This window comes from Kitasatospora sp. RG8 (assembly GCF_017813315.1).
Lineage (GTDB): Bacteria > Actinomycetota > Actinomycetes > Streptomycetales > Streptomycetaceae > Kitasatospora.
The window spans coordinates 11,826-27,105 of sequence record NZ_JAGIYX010000057.1; the positions used below are offsets into that span (position 1 = coordinate 11,826).

General features: G+C 71.6%; 11 protein-coding genes. 4 read left to right on the forward strand and 7 right to left on the reverse strand.

The genetic code is table 11. The annotated features are described in order from the left end of the window. Positions 1-4 precede the first annotated feature (4 nt). Genes J5Y04_RS40275 through J5Y04_RS40290 form a run of 4 tightly spaced genes read right to left on the reverse strand, consistent with a single transcriptional unit; the run spans position 5 to position 6,216 of the window. Positions 5-733: a hypothetical protein gene (locus tag J5Y04_RS40275; protein WP_209417510.1), complete on the reverse strand. Its 729-nt coding sequence runs from the start codon at positions 731-733 to the stop codon at positions 5-7. Beyond that, positions 733-3,762, reverse strand: a complete 3,030-nt coding sequence (locus J5Y04_RS40280) for a tetratricopeptide repeat protein (protein WP_209417511.1) — start codon at positions 3,760-3,762, stop codon at positions 733-735. The genes J5Y04_RS40275 and J5Y04_RS40280 overlap by 1 nt, the downstream gene beginning before the upstream one ends. Then, complete coding sequence (locus J5Y04_RS40285) at positions 3,759-5,072, reverse strand: hypothetical protein (RefSeq protein ID WP_209417512.1); 1,314 nt, start codon at positions 5,070-5,072, stop codon at positions 3,759-3,761. The genes J5Y04_RS40280 and J5Y04_RS40285 overlap by 4 nt, the downstream gene beginning before the upstream one ends. After that, positions 5,053-6,216, reverse strand: coding sequence for a hypothetical protein (locus J5Y04_RS40290; protein WP_209417513.1), 1,164 nt, complete (start codon positions 6,214-6,216; stop codon positions 5,053-5,055). The genes J5Y04_RS40285 and J5Y04_RS40290 overlap by 20 nt, the downstream gene beginning before the upstream one ends. A gap of 511 nt (positions 6,217-6,727) precedes the next feature. On the opposite strand from J5Y04_RS40290, the gene J5Y04_RS40295 reads away from it, so the two are divergent. Together J5Y04_RS40295 and J5Y04_RS40300 are read left to right on the forward strand one after the other, a co-directional pair. Beyond that, entirely contained in the window at positions 6,728-7,438 is a 711-nt protein-coding gene (locus J5Y04_RS40295) for a pyridoxamine 5'-phosphate oxidase family protein (RefSeq protein ID WP_209417514.1), read from the forward strand. 306 nt (positions 7,439-7,744) lie between these two features. Then, positions 7,745-8,998, forward strand: coding sequence for a SpoIIE family protein phosphatase (locus tag J5Y04_RS40300; RefSeq protein ID WP_209417515.1), 1,254 nt, complete (start codon positions 7,745-7,747; stop codon positions 8,996-8,998). 146 nt (positions 8,999-9,144) lie between these two features. On the opposite strand, the gene J5Y04_RS40305 is transcribed toward J5Y04_RS40300, so the two are convergent. Continuing rightward, positions 9,145-9,528, reverse strand: a complete 384-nt coding sequence (locus tag J5Y04_RS40305) for a hypothetical protein (protein ID WP_209417516.1) — start codon at positions 9,526-9,528, stop codon at positions 9,145-9,147. Between the two features lie 297 nt (positions 9,529-9,825). Here J5Y04_RS40305 and J5Y04_RS40310 point away from each other — a divergent pair, with 297 nt between their 5' ends. Further along, the gene (locus tag J5Y04_RS40310; protein ID WP_209417517.1) at positions 9,826-10,680 is read left to right on the forward strand and encodes an alpha/beta fold hydrolase; all 855 of its coding nucleotides are present in this window, start codon (positions 9,826-9,828) and stop codon (positions 10,678-10,680) included. Positions 10,681-10,835: 155 nt separating this feature from the next. Here J5Y04_RS40310 and J5Y04_RS40315 read toward each other — a convergent pair whose 3' ends face one another. Beyond that, the gene (locus J5Y04_RS40315; RefSeq protein ID WP_209417518.1) at positions 10,836-11,246 is read right to left on the reverse strand and encodes a helix-turn-helix domain-containing protein; all 411 of its coding nucleotides are present in this window, start codon (positions 11,244-11,246) and stop codon (positions 10,836-10,838) included. 90 nt (positions 11,247-11,336) lie between these two features. Between J5Y04_RS40315 and J5Y04_RS40320 the strand changes: the two genes are divergently transcribed. Then, positions 11,337-12,089, forward strand: a complete 753-nt coding sequence (locus tag J5Y04_RS40320; RefSeq protein ID WP_307853553.1) for an SDR family oxidoreductase — start codon at positions 11,337-11,339, stop codon at positions 12,087-12,089. 515 nt (positions 12,090-12,604) lie between these two features. Here the strand turns inward: J5Y04_RS40320 and J5Y04_RS40325 are convergent. Continuing rightward, entirely contained in the window at positions 12,605-13,969 is a 1,365-nt protein-coding gene (locus J5Y04_RS40325) for an erythromycin esterase family protein (protein ID WP_209417520.1), read from the reverse strand. Between the last annotated feature and the right edge of the window lie 1,311 nt (positions 13,970-15,280).

The following is a 15,280-nucleotide window of genomic DNA, read 5'->3' on the forward strand; positions in this document are numbered from 1 at the left end:
GACGCTACGGCAGGGTCGCGGTCGCCTTCGACGCACCACCCACCGTCAGGGCGGCGGCGTACCCGTGGAACGGTTGCTCCAGGGCGGCCGAGGCGTCGACGGTTGCGTTGCCGGAGGAGTCCGCCATCCCGGTGCCCCGGACAATCACCGCTTGAGCACCCGAGTCATCCCGGGCGGTGACCTCCACAGTGACGGTCGTGCCGGGACTGACGTCCTGGACCGAGGCCTTCACCGACACCGTGTGCTTCGCGGCGAGACCGGCGTCCTGCAGCCCCAGCCGGTACGACGGACTGGAGCTCAACGCCGCCAGCACACCCGCCACCCCGGCGAGCACGACGGCCAGCACCAGCAGCCATCCGGCCAGGGCGGCCCAGAAGCCACGGCGTAACTCCTTCTCGTACCAGCGCCGGACGGTCGCCAGGTCGTCGAGGTTGACCCGGCCCAGCCGCGGTACGACGGTGTACAGGGCCATCACCACGGCGAGCAGTGCCACCCCGGCGGCTGACACCGCCAGGGCCTGCGCGGCGTCCTGGTGCGAGATCCGGTCGGCGGAGACCAGCCCGACGGCGGACAGCGCGGTGCCGACCAGGGCCACCGTGGTCACCACGAACTTGGCGTGTGCGGCGACGCGCGGTGCGGCCTTCTCCGGGGCCAGTTCCTTGGCGGCCTCCTGCCAGCGGCGTGTCGCGTCCGTCGGGTCCCTGCCCCGCCCGGGCGCTGCCGGTGCGTTCATCACGACACGCTCCCCTCGAACTCCACGTCGTGCGGATCCGCGATGCGTGGATCCGCCTCGTTGCCCTGGCACTTCACAACGACCTGGAACGGCTGCGGACGCTTCTTCCGGAGGCGTCCGAAGGCGAAGTTGACGGTCACGTCGGTCAGACCCGAGACCTTCTCCTCGACCTCCGCGGTGAGGACTCGGTCGTGTTCGGAGCACACGTAGCGGGCGGGTGTGAGGATCATGCCGTGCCTCCATTCGGCGCTGGTCGGCCCCTCCTCACTCAGCAGCCAGCGGATCTCCTCAAGTGGTTCCGTGTCCGGGGCGGGGAAGCCCGGCTGACCCAGCACGGTGACGAGGTCGTGCGCGGCCATCCTGCGCAGGCTGCTGCGCTTGCCCGGGTGCTGGTGCCGGTTGATCCGGGCCACGGCCTCCGCGTAGCTGTTCACCGCGCGCCGGGCGGCGCCGGTGCCGAGCAGGGAGAGGGCGAGGTCGGTCCGGGAGCTGTCCATGTCGCCGTCCAGCAGCAGCGCATCGCCGAACTCCCGTGCGGCGCTGAGGTACTCACCCAGGCGCAGATGGCACCAGCCGAGTTGGGCGAGTTCCAGCCCGTCCGCGCCGCGGAGCTGTGCCGCGATCCCGGTGAAGGCCCGCCGGGCATCCTCGGACCGCTTGTCCATCATCAGGAGGTCGGCCTCCCCGATGCGCGCCAGGTTGTCGTCGGGATCCCGCTCAAGGGCCTGCCGGAAGCTCGCGGCTGCATCCGCCAGCAGGTCGCGTTCGCGCAGCAGCCAGGCCTTGCGCGTCCAGGCCCAGGGGTAGTCCGGATCGAGGCCCAGCCCGCGGTCGAAGGCCAGGTCCGCATCCTCGTTCCGGTCGATGTCGCCGAGCAGGTGGGCCGTGACGATCCAGGCCCAGGCGTACTCCGGATCGAGCTTCAGGGCCTGGTTCAGCGAGCCCAGCGCGGTGTCGAAGTCGTCCAGCGCGTATTCGACGGCACCCCGGTTTCCCCAGGCCTGGGCGTTTTCCGGGGTCTGCTCGGTGACCCGCGTGCTCATGTCCAGGGCGGCGGCGAGCCTGCCGTCGGTGCGCAGGAGCTCCGCGAGGTCGAACATCGCCCAGGTCAGCGTGGGGTCGAGGTCCACCGCCTGCGTGAGCAGGTCCGCGGCCGCGGGGTCGCCGAGGGCGGCCAGTACCTGTCCCTTGGTGCCGAGCACCCAGGCGTCCGACTTGTCCACCTCCAGGGCCTGGTCGAGGTGGGCCAGCGCCCTCAGGTGGTCGGGCTCGGGCAGGTTCCGGTAGGCCTCGCCGAGCGCCGCGTGCAGGGTCTGGTGGGCTTCCTCGGGCCACTCCGGATCGGCCATCGCCAAGACCCGCCGGAGGTCGGCCAGGCCTTCGGTGGCAGCACCCTGCATGGTGAGCAACTGCCCCCGGCGCAGCAGCAGCTCGGGGGTGTCGGGTTCCGCGGCCAAGGCCTCGGACAGCGTGTCCACGGCCCCTGGCCGGTCGCCCGCGCTCCACAGCAGATCGCTCAGCCGGAGCGCCACGGACGGTGCCGGTGGGTCGAGCGTCTGCCGGCGTCGGAGCAGCTTGATCGCCTCGTCGGTCTCGCCCTCGTCGGCCAGCGCCGCGGCCACGAGCTCCAGGGCCCGCACGTTCCCGGGGTCGCGGTCGAGCGCCGCCCGGGCCGGCCCGAAGGCCTCGGTCGTGCGGTCGAGCCGGCCGAGCAGGATCGCCCGGAAGGCCAGCAGGTCGGTGTTGCCGGGATGGAACAGCAGGGCGTGGTCGGTCTCCGCAAGAGCCCGTTGATGGTCCCCGGCGTCGGTCATGGCGTCGATCATGTCCAGGCGGTCGTCGAACGTGGCGGCCCCCTCAGCGAGCAGTTCCCGCAGCAGGGAGATCGCGCCCTCCTGGTCGTCCTGCGCGCGGAGGACGAGCGCCTTGAGCCGTCGTGCCTCGGCCTGGTCCGGGGAAGCGGCCAGCACCCGGTCCACCGCGTCGAGGGCTGGCTCCCAGCGGCGGGCGGCAATCAGCACCCGCGCGCGGGCGTCGAGCAGCACAGGATCCCCGGGGGCCTTCTCCAGCCACTTCGCGAGGAGGTGCAGAGCCTCGTCCGGCCGGCCCAGCGCCGCGCGGAGCTGCGCGGTGGCCGACTGGGCGGCCCGGTGTTCCGGGTGCCGGCCCAGTGCCCGCGTGAGGCGTTCGTCGCCCTCGGCGAGCCGGCCGAGGCCGGCCAGTGCCATCCCCTCTCCGACCTGGGCCTCCGGCCGCCCGGGGACGAGGGCGAGTGCCTTCGCGAAGCACCGCCTGGCGTTCTCCAACAGACCGGTCGCGCCGTACTGGACGCCGGCCAGCACATAGGTGTCGGAGGCCTGCTCGGGCGGGGAGGTCACGGCCCGGCTGCGGGCGAGCATCTCGGTGAGCCGGGCGTCGTCGGTCCCGGCGTCCAGGGCGAGCCCCAGCAGGTACTGCACCGCCGGTTCGTCCGACTCCTCGGCGGGTCCGTGGGCCAGTCGGAGGACAACCTCGGGAGGGACCAGCGCCTGTTCCGCAAGTGCCCGGCGAACGGTCCCGGCCGCTTCGCCTGTCCGGCCCAGCTCGGCCAGGGCGATGCCGTAGTCCGAGAGTTCGGCCGGTTTGAGGGTGACCCCGCTTCTGGCGAGGCGGTCGAAGATCGCGACCGCCTCGGTGAACCGCTCGGTGGGAGTGCCCGCCCCGGCCAGGCGCTGCGCCCGGGCCAAGCAGGTCAGCACGCACGCCCGGATCGGCTGGGCCCGGTCGTGTCCGCCGACGGTGCTCAGCCAGGCGGTCCGGCCGTCGAGTTGGGGGAGCAACCGGGACGCACCACCGGCCGCCCGCTGCGCGTCACCTTCCGCGAGAGCCTCCCGCAGGCCGGCCAGGTCGGCGAGGATCTGCGAGAGCGAGGTGCCGAGGAGGTCCCAGTCACTGCCCCGGACCACGTACCGCTGTGGTGCAGGGGACCCACGGGCCTGGCCGGGCGCGTCAGGCTCCGCCGTCGGCCAGGGGATTGCATCGCCGCTCATCCGTACTCACCCTTTCCGGCCCGGTCCTTGGCGATGCCGCGCCCGTTCTTCCGTGGTTTCGACCTGGAGGCGGAGTCGTTCTTGCCCTTCTTCATGGACTTCGACTGCTCTTCCATGATCTTCCCGCAGAGTGCGCGCGTCGCAGTACTCACCTCGTCGACCGTCGACGGGTCCGTGATGCGGGCGTGCCAGGCCGCGTTGAGCGCGTCCCGGAGCTTGTCCCGGGCGATCACGCCGTCCGGGAGACGGGCGCCGCCCAACAGCATGTTGCCTAGGTCGGCGAGCCACTGGTCCCCCCAGGTCCGGGCTGTCTCCCAATTCTTGGGCGTGTAAGCCATGTTGGCTTGGAAGACGGAGTCGAACGCACTCTTCAGTTTCACCGGATCGAGTGGGAGCGGCTCCGGCCCGTCGTCCATCCCCTGGGGCGGCTCCCCGTAGATCCCGCTCCAGTCGAGCGCAAGGGTCTCCTCGACGTGGTCAAAAAGGCCGGTTCCGTCGTCCATGACCTTCAGCATCTGCCGGACCATCAGGGCACGTTGCCTGGCGAGCTGCCACGAGTCCTGCCGCGACGGGACGGGATCGAGTCGCAGCAGAACCAGCGCACAGGCGTAGGCGGGCCCAAGCGCGTAGGTGCCGAACGCGTCGGCGAGGAGAACGTGCATCCGCGCGATCATGGCATCCTGACCGGCGTGCCCCGACTCGGGATGGTCCTCGTTCCACCGCTCCAAAGCCTCCTGGACGAACTGGGTGAGGGCGCTGTTGCCCGTCGATGCGAGCCCGAGTTCATGAGCGACCAGCGGAAGCGTCCAGATGTCCCACTCCGGGAACCGGATGTGGGTGGGGTGCCGGGCGGGCGTGAGCACCGTCTCGAACAACGGGACCACGAGCCTCGGCTTCACGTCCGGCATGGCCTTCGAGCAGATCCTGATCAACTCGTCCGCGTAGAAGCAGACCCATTCGTCCGGGATCCGGTCCCGCAGCGTCAGCCCGCTGAGCAGGACGAGGCACTCCCGGAACGCCCGCTCGCTGCGCCGCTGGATCTCCGCGTAGTTCTCCCAGGCGGGGCGGGGAGCGAGTTCCCTGGCCTTCAGTTGGTTCTCCAGCCCTCTGATGTTGTCCAGCTCGCTCATGGAGATCCGGCGGACGTCGTAGAAGGTGGCGTTCCAGACCTCGTTTTCGACGTCGACACCCCGGAGATCGATCCGGGTCTGCGAGAAGTCGCGTGCCCGTTCGAGGTTCTCCTTCAGCAGACTCAACCGCCCTTCGAGCATCGGCCAGGGCGGCACCGGGTCACTTCGGGTGGCGGACATCGCGCACCTCCAAGCACCTGAGTTCGGCAAGCGCATGGGCGCGCTGCGCAATCCGATCCGTCGCCTCACCGCCCGGCGCGACGGTACGGGCCAGCCAGGCCGCGTTGACGATGTCACGGAGCGACCACTTCGTGACGTCGTCCACACGCTCGCCGTCGCCGAGCTGTTTGGCGAGGACGGTCGTCCTCCACCAACCGTCGTACGCGGCGAGCGGCAGAGCGGCCCTGAGCAGACCGAGCGAGAATGCGAGCCACCGGCCGAACGGCTCCCGCAGTCCGATCGTGCCGTGGACGCCCGCCTCGGTGGTCTGGGCCGCCCAGACGTCGTGGATCCTGCTGATCATCCGGTCGTAGCCGTCGTGGGGATGACCGTCGGCGTAGGCGGCGAGCACACCTTCGATCAGGGCAAGGCGGGTGTTCGGTGCGGGATGGTCGTCGTCCTTGTCGGCCGCCACTGGGTTGAACCGCTCGAAGGCGCAGGACAGGCCGTAGGCCGGCCCGATGACGTAGGTCGCGAACACGTCGGCGAAGGACTCGTGCAGCCAGGAGCGGTGGTCGGGTGACCCGGCGTCGGCGAGCTCCTCCTCCAGCGCGAGCACTTCCTTGCCGCGACGCATGACGGTGAGTGTGGTGCCCACGAAGTGCCCGAACTCGTGGGCGACCACCGGAAGGTCCCAGAAGCTGTCAGCGGGGAACCGGACCCGGATCACCCGGGTCGACCCTGCATAGAACTCGTCCGTGTCGAGGACGGTGAAGGCGTTCCAGTTCTCCGGTGTCAGCACGGAGATCTCGTCGGCCAGCCGGTCCGCCAGCAGGCACCCGCCGTCCAGTCCGGCCTTGCGTAAGGCCGCGCCCTCCATCAGTGCCAGGGTCTCCTCGAACAGTGCGTCCAGCTCGGTCCTGAGTCTGTGGAGCTTGTTCCAGGCGCCGTCGGAGAGAGGTCCGCCACCGCCGTCCAGCAGTTTGCGCAGGTCCTGGCGGCGGCTTTCGAGATCGGTGGCCAGCCGGAGTTCGACGCGCTTGCGCAGTGCCGCGGGTTTGATCGCACCGAGCTGCTCGATCGCCACACCCGTCTCCCGGAGCAGCGCCGCCGCCCGCATCTGCAGCAGCGCGCCCGCCTCATTCGGAAAGACCACTTCGGTCATGAGGCCACCGACCAACCCGGAGAGCCGTGTACCTACAGCCATTGTGGCCCCCGCACGCGCCCCCGGCCCAGCCCCCGGAACCGGGATCACCGCATGCGACCAGTCGCGCTCCGCGACCGTCCGCGCACCCGATCGCCAGTGGGCTTGTCACCGCCGACCGGTCCGACCGTTCCTCCGTCCAGGGAGCGCATGGCCGCCGCTCGACCGTCACCAACCGTAGTCGACCGAGGGCGGGCCTCACCGGACGGTGGACCCGTCTTCGAGCCTGGTGAGGACGGGCTCTCTCCCCGGTGCCGACCGGCCCCCGGGTGTGGGGCCGGTCGGCCCACCGCCCGGCCGGAACTCTGTGCTCCCTCCCGGCGTACGCAGCCGTACTCGGGGCCCACCGGCCTGCTGCCCGGGCCCGACCGGCCCTCCTCGGCCGGCACCTCCGCGGCAGACGATGAGGGAGGCCGAGGCTCCGCGAAGAGCCGGCGAAGGCGCCGGCCGGGCCGGGCCCACGGAGGCACCGATGAGGGACACCGACAGCGACCGGGCGCACCACCGACCGGCCGACCCCGGCGACCCCGGCGACCTCGGCCGCCGGATCACGCACCGCCGCCGGGAACTGGGGCTCACGCGCGCAGAGGCGGCGGCGAGGGGCGGCATGGACCCGGGATTCGTGGAGTTCGCGGAGACCAGCACGTCGCCCCTCGGCGTCGGCGCGCTCACCCGGCTCGCCGACGCGCTCGACACGACGGTCGACGACCTGCTCGGCGGCGGCCGCGACGTACCGCCCGGGCAGGCCCGGGCGGACGTCCGGGCGACGCTGGAGGTACTGGACCCCGAAGACTGCTGGGCCAGGCTCGCGCCGGGCGGCGTCGGCCGGGTGGTGCTGACGACGCCGCAAGGCCCGGTCGCGCTGCCCGTCAACTACCGGGTGCTCGACGCCGCCGTCCTCTACCGCACCGACGCCGGAGGCCTGCTCGCCGACGTGGCCGGCGAGCAGGTCGGCTTCGAGGTCGACCGGCTCGACGAGGTCTTCGCCACCGGCTGGAGCGTGCTGGTCAGCGGCACCGCCTCGGTGGTCTCCGACCAGGACGCGGTGCACCGGATCGGGCCGGACGCCGACCCCGATCCGTGGGCCGGCGGCGAGCGCGACACCTGGGTCCGCATCCGGCCCACGGGGATCAGCGGCCGGATCCTCCGCCCCACCGGAACTCCGCCGGCCGACCCCGGATGACCCCGACGACGCCGGGCGCCCCCGGACAACGCCACCGTGACGGGCCGGGCCTGCTCGGCAGGCCCGGCCCGTCACGGTGGCCGGGGCCAAGGGCGTCGGCGGGGACGGTGGTGCGCATCCGGGCCACCGTCGTCGCCTTCACGGCCTCGTCGCCGCGGCGCGTGGCCCACCGCCTCATGCCTTCCCCCTCGTACGGGCCGTCGGCGACACACCGGGCACCCCGTCGGCCGGTCGGCGTCCCCGGCCTCCCATCCGCGTAGATTGTCGGCACTCGCAGTGATCAGTCGGATGCGATCAGGAAGCGGCATGTCGGGACCCGATATCGATTACACGGCGGTGTTCCAGGCCGTCCCCAGCCCCATACTGGTCATGACCCGCGGTCTGGTCATGGCCGACGCCAACGAGGCGTACCTGAAGGTGTCCGGCCGCAGCCGCGAGGAGCTGATCGGCCGCAACGTCTTCGACGTCTTCCCCGACAACCCCGCCGACCCCGGAGCCAGCGGCACCCGCAACCTGCGTGCCTCCCTGGAGCGCGTCCTGGCCACCGGCCTGCGCGACAGCATGGCCCTGCAGAAGTACGACGTCGAGAACCCGGACCGCCCCGGCGTGTTCGAGGAGCGCTACTGGAGCCCCGTCAACTCCCCCGTGATCGGACCGGACGGCCAGGTCACCCTCATCGTCCATCGCGTCGAGGAGGTCACCGCGCTGGTCCGCCAGCTCAAGTCCCACCACCCCTGGGAGAGGCCCGGCCAGGCGCTCACGCACGAGGAACAGATGGCCGCCGACCTGCTCACCCGCGCCGAGGAACTCCAGGAGCTCAACCAGCAGTTGCGTGCGGCCCACGCCCGCGAACGCCGGGTCGCGCTCACCCTCCAGCAGGCCATGCTCCCCACCATCCCCGAGGCCCGCCGCACCACCGCGGCCGTCCGCTACCGCCCCGCCACCGGCTCCCTGAACGTCTGCGGCGACTGGTACGACCTGCACGACCTGACCCCGGACCTGACCGCCGTCGCCGTCGGTGACGTCGTCGGCCACGGGCTGGAGGCCGCCGGCGTCATGGGCCAGCTCCATGCCGCCCTCAGTGCCGCCGTCCGCGCCACCCGGAGTCCCGCCCGCGCACTGGAGACCCTCGACCAGTACGCCGCCACCATCGACGGCGCCATGACGACCACCGCCGCCCAGACCCTCGTCGACCGCACCCGCCTCACCGTCAGCTACAGCAGCGCGGGCCATCCGCCGCCGATCCTCGTTCACCCCGACGGCACCGCCCACGCCCTCGACGCCGCCACCGATCCGCCCCTCGGCACCCTCTCCGAACCGCCCGCCCGTCCCGAGGCCGTCGCCGCCTACACCCCGGGCAGCATCCTCACGCTCTACACGGACGGCCTGATCGAACGCCGCGGCGAGGACATCGACACCGGACTGCGCCGCCTCACCGACAGCCTCGTCCGCCACCGCCGCCTCACCCCCGAGCAGATCGCCGACGCCGTCCTCGCCGACCTGGGAGCAACCGGTGGCAACGGCCGCGACGACACCGCGCTCGTCGTCCTCCGGCTCTGAGCGCCACGGCACCTCGTCCGGGGCCGGGGAGTGGGACCCGGTCCCGGACCTCGGGCCGGGGCCGGGGAGTGGGACCGGGGCCGGAACCCGGACCGGCGCGCGGGACCGGAGCCGGGGCCGGGGCCGGCCGGGCTGCTCAGGGGTGATCACCTGACCGACGCGCCTCCGGGACGGCGTGCGTGCCGCCGGATGCGCCCGATCCGCTCGGCGGCCTGCCCCGGGTCCGTCCCGCCACGTTCCACCCGGCGTTCCAGGTGGTGGATCACGACGTCCGCATGGCTGGAGTCCGCCCACTTGCGCCAGGAACCGGTGCCCGGGCGGCCGAACCGCACCTCCGACTCGTCAACGGCCCCGCCGGACACGGTCAGCTTCCGCAGCGCCAGCTGCTCACCCCGGCGCAGCTGGTGGTGGCGGGCCCGGCGCGAACGCGGCACGTTCTTGCGCGAGCTCTTGTCGTTCTCGCCGTAGGCGTTGCGCCGGTCCTTGAGATAGCTCAGCCGCTTCTTCTCCTGCGGTGTTCTGCGCTCCATGCGGGCATGGTGGCAAGTCGTCCGGCGCCACCGCCACCCGAATTCCCGGGCCCGGGCGGGAGGGCCCGGGACGCGTCTCACTCTTCCCCGTCCGACGTCCGCCTGTTGCTTGACCCCTGCGATGTCGTGCTCAGGATGCCGGTCCCGCGAGTCTCCTGATCGGGAGGGGAGGACCGGCATCGGCCCTCCTGCGTCTTTTCCGGCTCTTCGCAGTTGAGGGTGCAGCGCGGGACGGGGGCGGTGTCACCGACGCGGGGTAGCGTGGCGACGGTCACGCACCTGCCCCGGAGGTTGACGATGCACTCGACGGTCCGTTCGTTCCGCACGCCCGAAGGAGTCACGCTCGGGGTCGAGCACTTCGGCGATGCGGCGGCGCCCCTCGTGCTGCTCGCGGGCGGCACGACCATGCTGTCGTGGCCCGACGCGCTCTGCGAGTCGCTCGCGCGCGGCGGACGTCACGTCGTGCGCTACGACCTGCGCGACTCCGGCGCGTCGACGACCGTCGACCCCGAGGCGCCCGCGTACACGCTCCGGGATCTCGCCGCCGACGCGGCCGCGCTCGCCCGCGGACTCGCCGACCGGTCGGCGCACCTGGCGGGCATCGGCGTCGGCGGGATGGTCGCCCAGGTCGCGGCGCTCGACCATCCGGACGCGTTCTCGGCGCTCACCCTCGCCGGGACGCGGCCCGTCGCCCCGGGCCCGGTCGACGACGATCTGCCCGACCACGACGAGGCGTCCATGAAGCGACGGTTCGCGCTCACGCCGCCCGACTGGTCCGACCGCGCCGCCGTGGCGGAGTTCGCCGCCGCCAGAGCGGAGATCCTCGGCGACGATCCCGCCGCCGCACGCACGACCGCCGAGCGCGTCTTCGACCGCACGCCGGGCACGGAGCCCGCGGTCCAGATGGCCAACCAGCTGGGCATGATGTTCTCCAGGATCGACTGCAAGCCGCGGTGGCGTGAGCGCCTGCCCGAGGTCACGATGCCCGCGCTCGTGGTGCACGGTCGTCACAACCGGTTCTTCCCGGTCGGCAACGGCGAGGCGCTCGCGCACGAGATCCCCGGTGCCCGGCTGCTGGTGCTCGAACAGGCCGCGACCGCGATCCCCGACACCGCCGCCGACGAGGTCGCCGCGGCGATGCTCGCGCTCTAGGGAGTGCTACGGACCTGGCCGTGATCACCTGCACCACAGAGCGGGACGCCGTCCTCGCCCGCGCCGTGGAGCTGGTGGACGGGAAATCTGCTCTCTGGCCTGGGCGACTGGTGCTGCCGCAAGACTCCGCCGAACCGACCCACGGGAGCGGCCCGTTACGCGCGCGGTGACGCCTGCCGGCTGTCGTAGTGCTCCTGGGCGGCGAGGAGCTCGTCTCCGTGTCGGCCGAACCACTGGATGAGGTCGGTCAGCGGCCCGGCCAGGCTGACACCGAGTTCCGTCAGGCTGTAGGTGACCTGGGGCGGGTTGGTGGGCGCGACGTGACGGTCGACGAGCCCGGCCCGGGCCAGTGCCTTGAGGTTCTGCGACAGCATCTTCTGGCTGATGCCACCAACTCGTTGGTGCAGCTGCGCGAAGCGGTGCGGGCCGGCTATGAGGGCCGAGATGATCAGTGTCGCCCAGCGGCTTGTCGCCTGGTCCATGATCGGCCTGAGCGCGCACTTGTTGTCGAAGGTGTCGTGCGCCAGGAGCCGGGCGGCCGTCTCGACCTGCTGAGTTTCGATCACGGTATGAGCTTACAAAAAAGTAGGTACTTCCAAGGAGTAATGGGCTTTCCTACGGTGACTTCCGCAAGCACCAACGTTCGAGGAGTCACTGTGAGCAGGAGCAGCAACGCACGTACGGCGATCGTCACGGGCGCATCAAAGGGCCTCGGTGCGGGGATCGCCGAGGCGTTGGCCGGGACCGGCGCAGCCGTCGTGGTGAACTACCGGGAGGATGCGAAGGGCGCCGAGCGGGTCGTCGCGGGTATCACCGCCAACGGTGGCCGGGCGGTCGCGGTCCGGGCGGACGTGGCCCGCAGCGACGACGTGCGCCATCTGTTCGCTCGCGCGCGCGAGGAGTACGGACCGGTCGACGTGCTCGTGAACAACGCGGCCGTCGCCGCCTTCGCGCCGCTGTCGGGCATCACCGAGGAGGAGTTCCAGCGCGAGATGACCACGAACCTGCTGGGTACGATCCTCACTACCCAGGCCCTGGCCGCGCAGGACGACATCGGCGCCGCGTCGATCATCAACGTCTCGACGGCCGGCACGCTCACCCACCCGACGTACGCCTCGCTCTATGTCGCGTCCAAGAGCGCAGTCAACGCGTTCACCATCGTTGCGGCCAAGGAACTGGGCCCGCGCGGAATCCGGGTCAACGCGATCATGCCCGGACCGTCGGACACCGAGGGCACCAGGGCCATGGGATTCCCCGGCTCCGCTCAGGAAGCACAGGCGATCGCCGGCACCCCGCTGGGCCGTACGGGCACCCCGGCCGACTACGGCCCGCTGGTGGCCTTCCTGGCTTCCGACGACGCCCGCTGGATCACCGGGGATGTCATCCTCGCTTCCGGCGGCATGCGCTGACGCCCCCTCCGTTCGGCTGCGGGCTCCGCCGCATACCTGGCACTCGGCAGGCACCCGCGGCCTGATCGGTGAACGTGCGCGGGGGTGCGTGCGGCCGGCGCGGCGTGGCTCGCGCAGCTGACGGATGGCCCCCGGGTGCGGGGAGTGCAGTGGTGTGGAGGAGGAGGGTGGGACGGTCTTTGCCGGACCGTCCCACCATCGGGTGACCGCGCCCGCATCTGTTGTGGGCGCTCGGGCAGTACGCCGATGTGATCGAGGATGCACCAACGAACCTGCGGGATCAGGGGCTTGGGAATCTGCTCCTGAGGATCGGCGGCCGCTTCACGCGCATGGAGCCCCGTCGTCGCGAGCGGGACCACATCCATGGGCTACTGGGCCAGGTCGGCCGCAAGGACGGCCGGCAGCCCCGCTCCCCCTCGGCGACCGCAGCTTCGTGAATCGCGACGGCCGCCCCTGCTACGGCTTCGCGTGGACCAGGCGCAGCGCGGCGAGGACGTGATCGCGCGGCAGCGTCGTCACGGCTTCAGTTTGTCGGCCTCCCGGACTTCGTGGAGATGGATGAGGACGTCGAAGGACTGGGCGATCGCGGTGGCGCGGGGCTCCTCGGGGAACTGCGTGCCGATGTTGAGCGTGGGTCGGGCGACGTTCAACCAGGCGCGCGCGGCGGCCGGCGCCTTGCGGACATCGAGGTAGAAGTCTCGGTAGCCGACCTGGTCGAGGGTGCGCTCGTTCCTGCCGGGCCCGGCGGCGCCCACGGTGAACTTCTTCCAGTCGCCGCCGAGTGCTGCGTCCTTCGACAGGAAGGAGCCCTGGTTGAAGGTGAAGCCGATGGGCAGGTAGTCCTTGCCCATGGTGTCGCGCAGGAACGACCCCTGCGTCTTGGAGTACAGCTCAGGATTGTCGGAGACGTAGCCGACGTGGTTGTTCTGCGCCGACACCAGGATCTTGTCGCCGGTGTGCTGCCGCCACCAGGCTACGTTCTGGGCCATCACCTCGTCCCGGAACAGCTCGAAGTCGGGGAGCGACGTGGGGTCGTTCGGATCGATGGTGAGAAACCTGGCGGTCTGGGCGATCGAACGGGCGTTCTGCTCGACCCAGTCGAACGCGTCTCCGCCGGAGCCCTTCGTGCTGCTGACCAGTTCCAGGGCCTGCTGCGCCTTGGCTGCGAGCTGCTGCCGTTCCGCGAGCGGCTTGCCCAGGTAGGCGAAGACGTTGTCGATGGGCCGCAGGCCGGTGTAGAGGTCGTTGAGCTGCGGCAGTACCTCGGGGTGGTTCTTCTGCACGTAGCCGGTCACCCGCCCGAAGAACGCGTCGTTCAACGAGGGGGCGCCGATGTCGTCGCCCATGAAGTGCACGGGGCGGTCGGGGTGGTGGCGGTTGTAGTCGCGCATCCACTCGATGAGGCTCACGAACTCCTCACGGTCCCAGGGCGAGTCGACGAGGGTCTGCTTGGCGACACTGCGGGCGTCACCGCCCGTGCCGGTCTGGACGTAGTCGTCGATCTGGAGTCCCGCAGACCAGCTCAGCTCCAGGGCGAAGGTGGTGAAGCCCTTCTCCTCGACAAGGTGGCGGAAGACCCGCTCCTTCATGGTGAAGAACTCATGCGAGCCGTGGGTGGCCTCGCCTAGGCCGACCACCTTCGCATCGCCGATCATCACGGACAGGGCTCGCAGGTCGGCCGTGTTCCCGCCGGGCTCGGTCGTACGCAGCGGGTGGGCCGCCCGCTCCAACGCCCGTACCGGATCCTGCATACCGCCGGCCGTGCGGACCGTGTCGGCAGCGGCCGTCTGGACTGCCACAGGGGCGAGGACCGCCCCCGCCACGGCCACCGCCGTCACCAGCAGTCCTCGCCGAATGATGCGCTTGGGGTACTTAGCCATGCGTTCTTGCCCCTCAACTTGCGTATGACAACGTAAGAAGATCCTTTCCCGTGATCCCGTTGCCCGCGCTGAGGGCAGCCACCGAACTCTTCCGGGGGCTAACCCCCCTCCGGAAGAGACGCACTGGTCCTGCCACTTGGCGTGCGGCACCGGCCCGGGGCACGGCACCGGACCCGCCGCCGACGGCCTGGCGGCCGACGCGGGTCCCGTGACAAATGATCTCGACCGTGCGAGTTCATCGGGCGCTACCCCGCCCATGCGGGTGGAGCGCCCCGCCCCTGGGTGCAAGGCTCGCCGACACCTGCAGCCGGGCGGACGGCGATCGGGAGGGCCGGCGGTGGGGAAGAGAAGGTCACAAAGGCGGGCCTCCGGAGGCGCGGCCATCATGATGTCCGTGCTGTGCGCCTGCGCCGGCCCTTATCAGTACCAGGTACGCCGCGATGTGCACAGGAGCTTGGAACTGTTCTTCTTCGGCGACCCCGACGCCGGGAACCTGTACCTGCTGAGACACGCCAGGGCTCCGAGCCCCACCACCGCCACAGGCTGATCGCCTGCAGGCCACCGCCCGCCGCCCGGAAAGCGGCCGGGGCGCTGCAGCGGGGCCGCCGAGGCCGCCGAGGCCGCGTACGACACCGCTCCCGGCGGCCCCGCGGTCCCCGATTTCGTGAGTTTTCGCGTCGGCCCGGGATGCCGCGCCCGCGGGTCCCACCGCCGAACTGATCCGATCCCTCATGGGGCGGTGTCGGTGGGTGGCCGCGTGGCTCCTCGGGGGCGCGGCGGTCCCGGCCGGGCGGGCGGGAACCGCCGAGGTACGGCCGGGAGCGCCGAGGTACGGCCGGGTCAGCCGGTGCCGGTCTCGGCGTGCCGGAGGAGAGCGTCCGGGCGCGCGGCCTGCTGCCCGGTCAGCTTCCCGTCAATGCGGGCCGTTGCCTGCTACGCAGGCGCGTCCCGGGCCGGAAGGTCGGATCGTCGGCACCACCGAGCCAGGCGGACGTCCCGCGCCGAGCGATGTGCGCGCACAGGTCAGACGGCATGCACCGCCAGGCGTCGGCGAACGCGCGAACCCGCGCACGATGAACCGGAACCGGACCTGCAAGGACGGGAACCTGCCAGGCCGGGGGCCGGGGCCGGTCCCGGTCCGCGTCCCCGGTCCCGGGTTCCCGTCCACAGTGCCCCGGTCCCGGCCCCGTCTCAGTGGCCCGCGAGGTCGTCCGGGCGTACGGCGATGTGGTCGGCGCCGAGGTCCACGGCGACGCGGTGCTCCATGCCCAGGGCCTCCAGGAACTTCACCGGCAGCTGCACCCGGCCGGT

What these genes read in the sequence shown, in the direction of transcription:
- J5Y04_RS40290 (WP_209417513.1), bottom strand. Translation starts at nt 6,216, where the DNA reads ATGACCGAAGTGGTCTTTCCGAATGAGGCGGGCGCGCTGCTGCAGATG.
- J5Y04_RS40310 (WP_209417517.1), top strand. Translation starts at nt 9,826, where the DNA reads ATGCACTCGACGGTCCGTTCGTTCCGCACGCCCGAAGGAGTCACGCTC.
- J5Y04_RS40325 (WP_209417520.1), bottom strand. Translation starts at nt 13,969, where the DNA reads ATGGCTAAGTACCCCAAGCGCATCATTCGGCGAGGACTGCTGGTGACG.
- J5Y04_RS40300 (WP_209417515.1), top strand. Translation starts at nt 7,745, where the DNA reads ATGTCGGGACCCGATATCGATTACACGGCGGTGTTCCAGGCCGTCCCC.
- J5Y04_RS40275 (WP_209417510.1), bottom strand. Translation starts at nt 733, where the DNA reads ATGAACGCACCGGCAGCGCCCGGGCGGGGCAGGGACCCGACGGACGCG.
- J5Y04_RS40295 (WP_209417514.1), top strand. Translation starts at nt 6,728, where the DNA reads ATGAGGGACACCGACAGCGACCGGGCGCACCACCGACCGGCCGACCCC.
- J5Y04_RS40305 (WP_209417516.1), bottom strand. Translation starts at nt 9,528, where the DNA reads ATGGAGCGCAGAACACCGCAGGAGAAGAAGCGGCTGAGCTATCTCAAG.
- J5Y04_RS40285 (WP_209417512.1), bottom strand. Translation starts at nt 5,072, where the DNA reads ATGTCCGCCACCCGAAGTGACCCGGTGCCGCCCTGGCCGATGCTCGAA.
- J5Y04_RS40280 (WP_209417511.1), bottom strand. Translation starts at nt 3,762, where the DNA reads ATGAGCGGCGATGCAATCCCCTGGCCGACGGCGGAGCCTGACGCGCCC.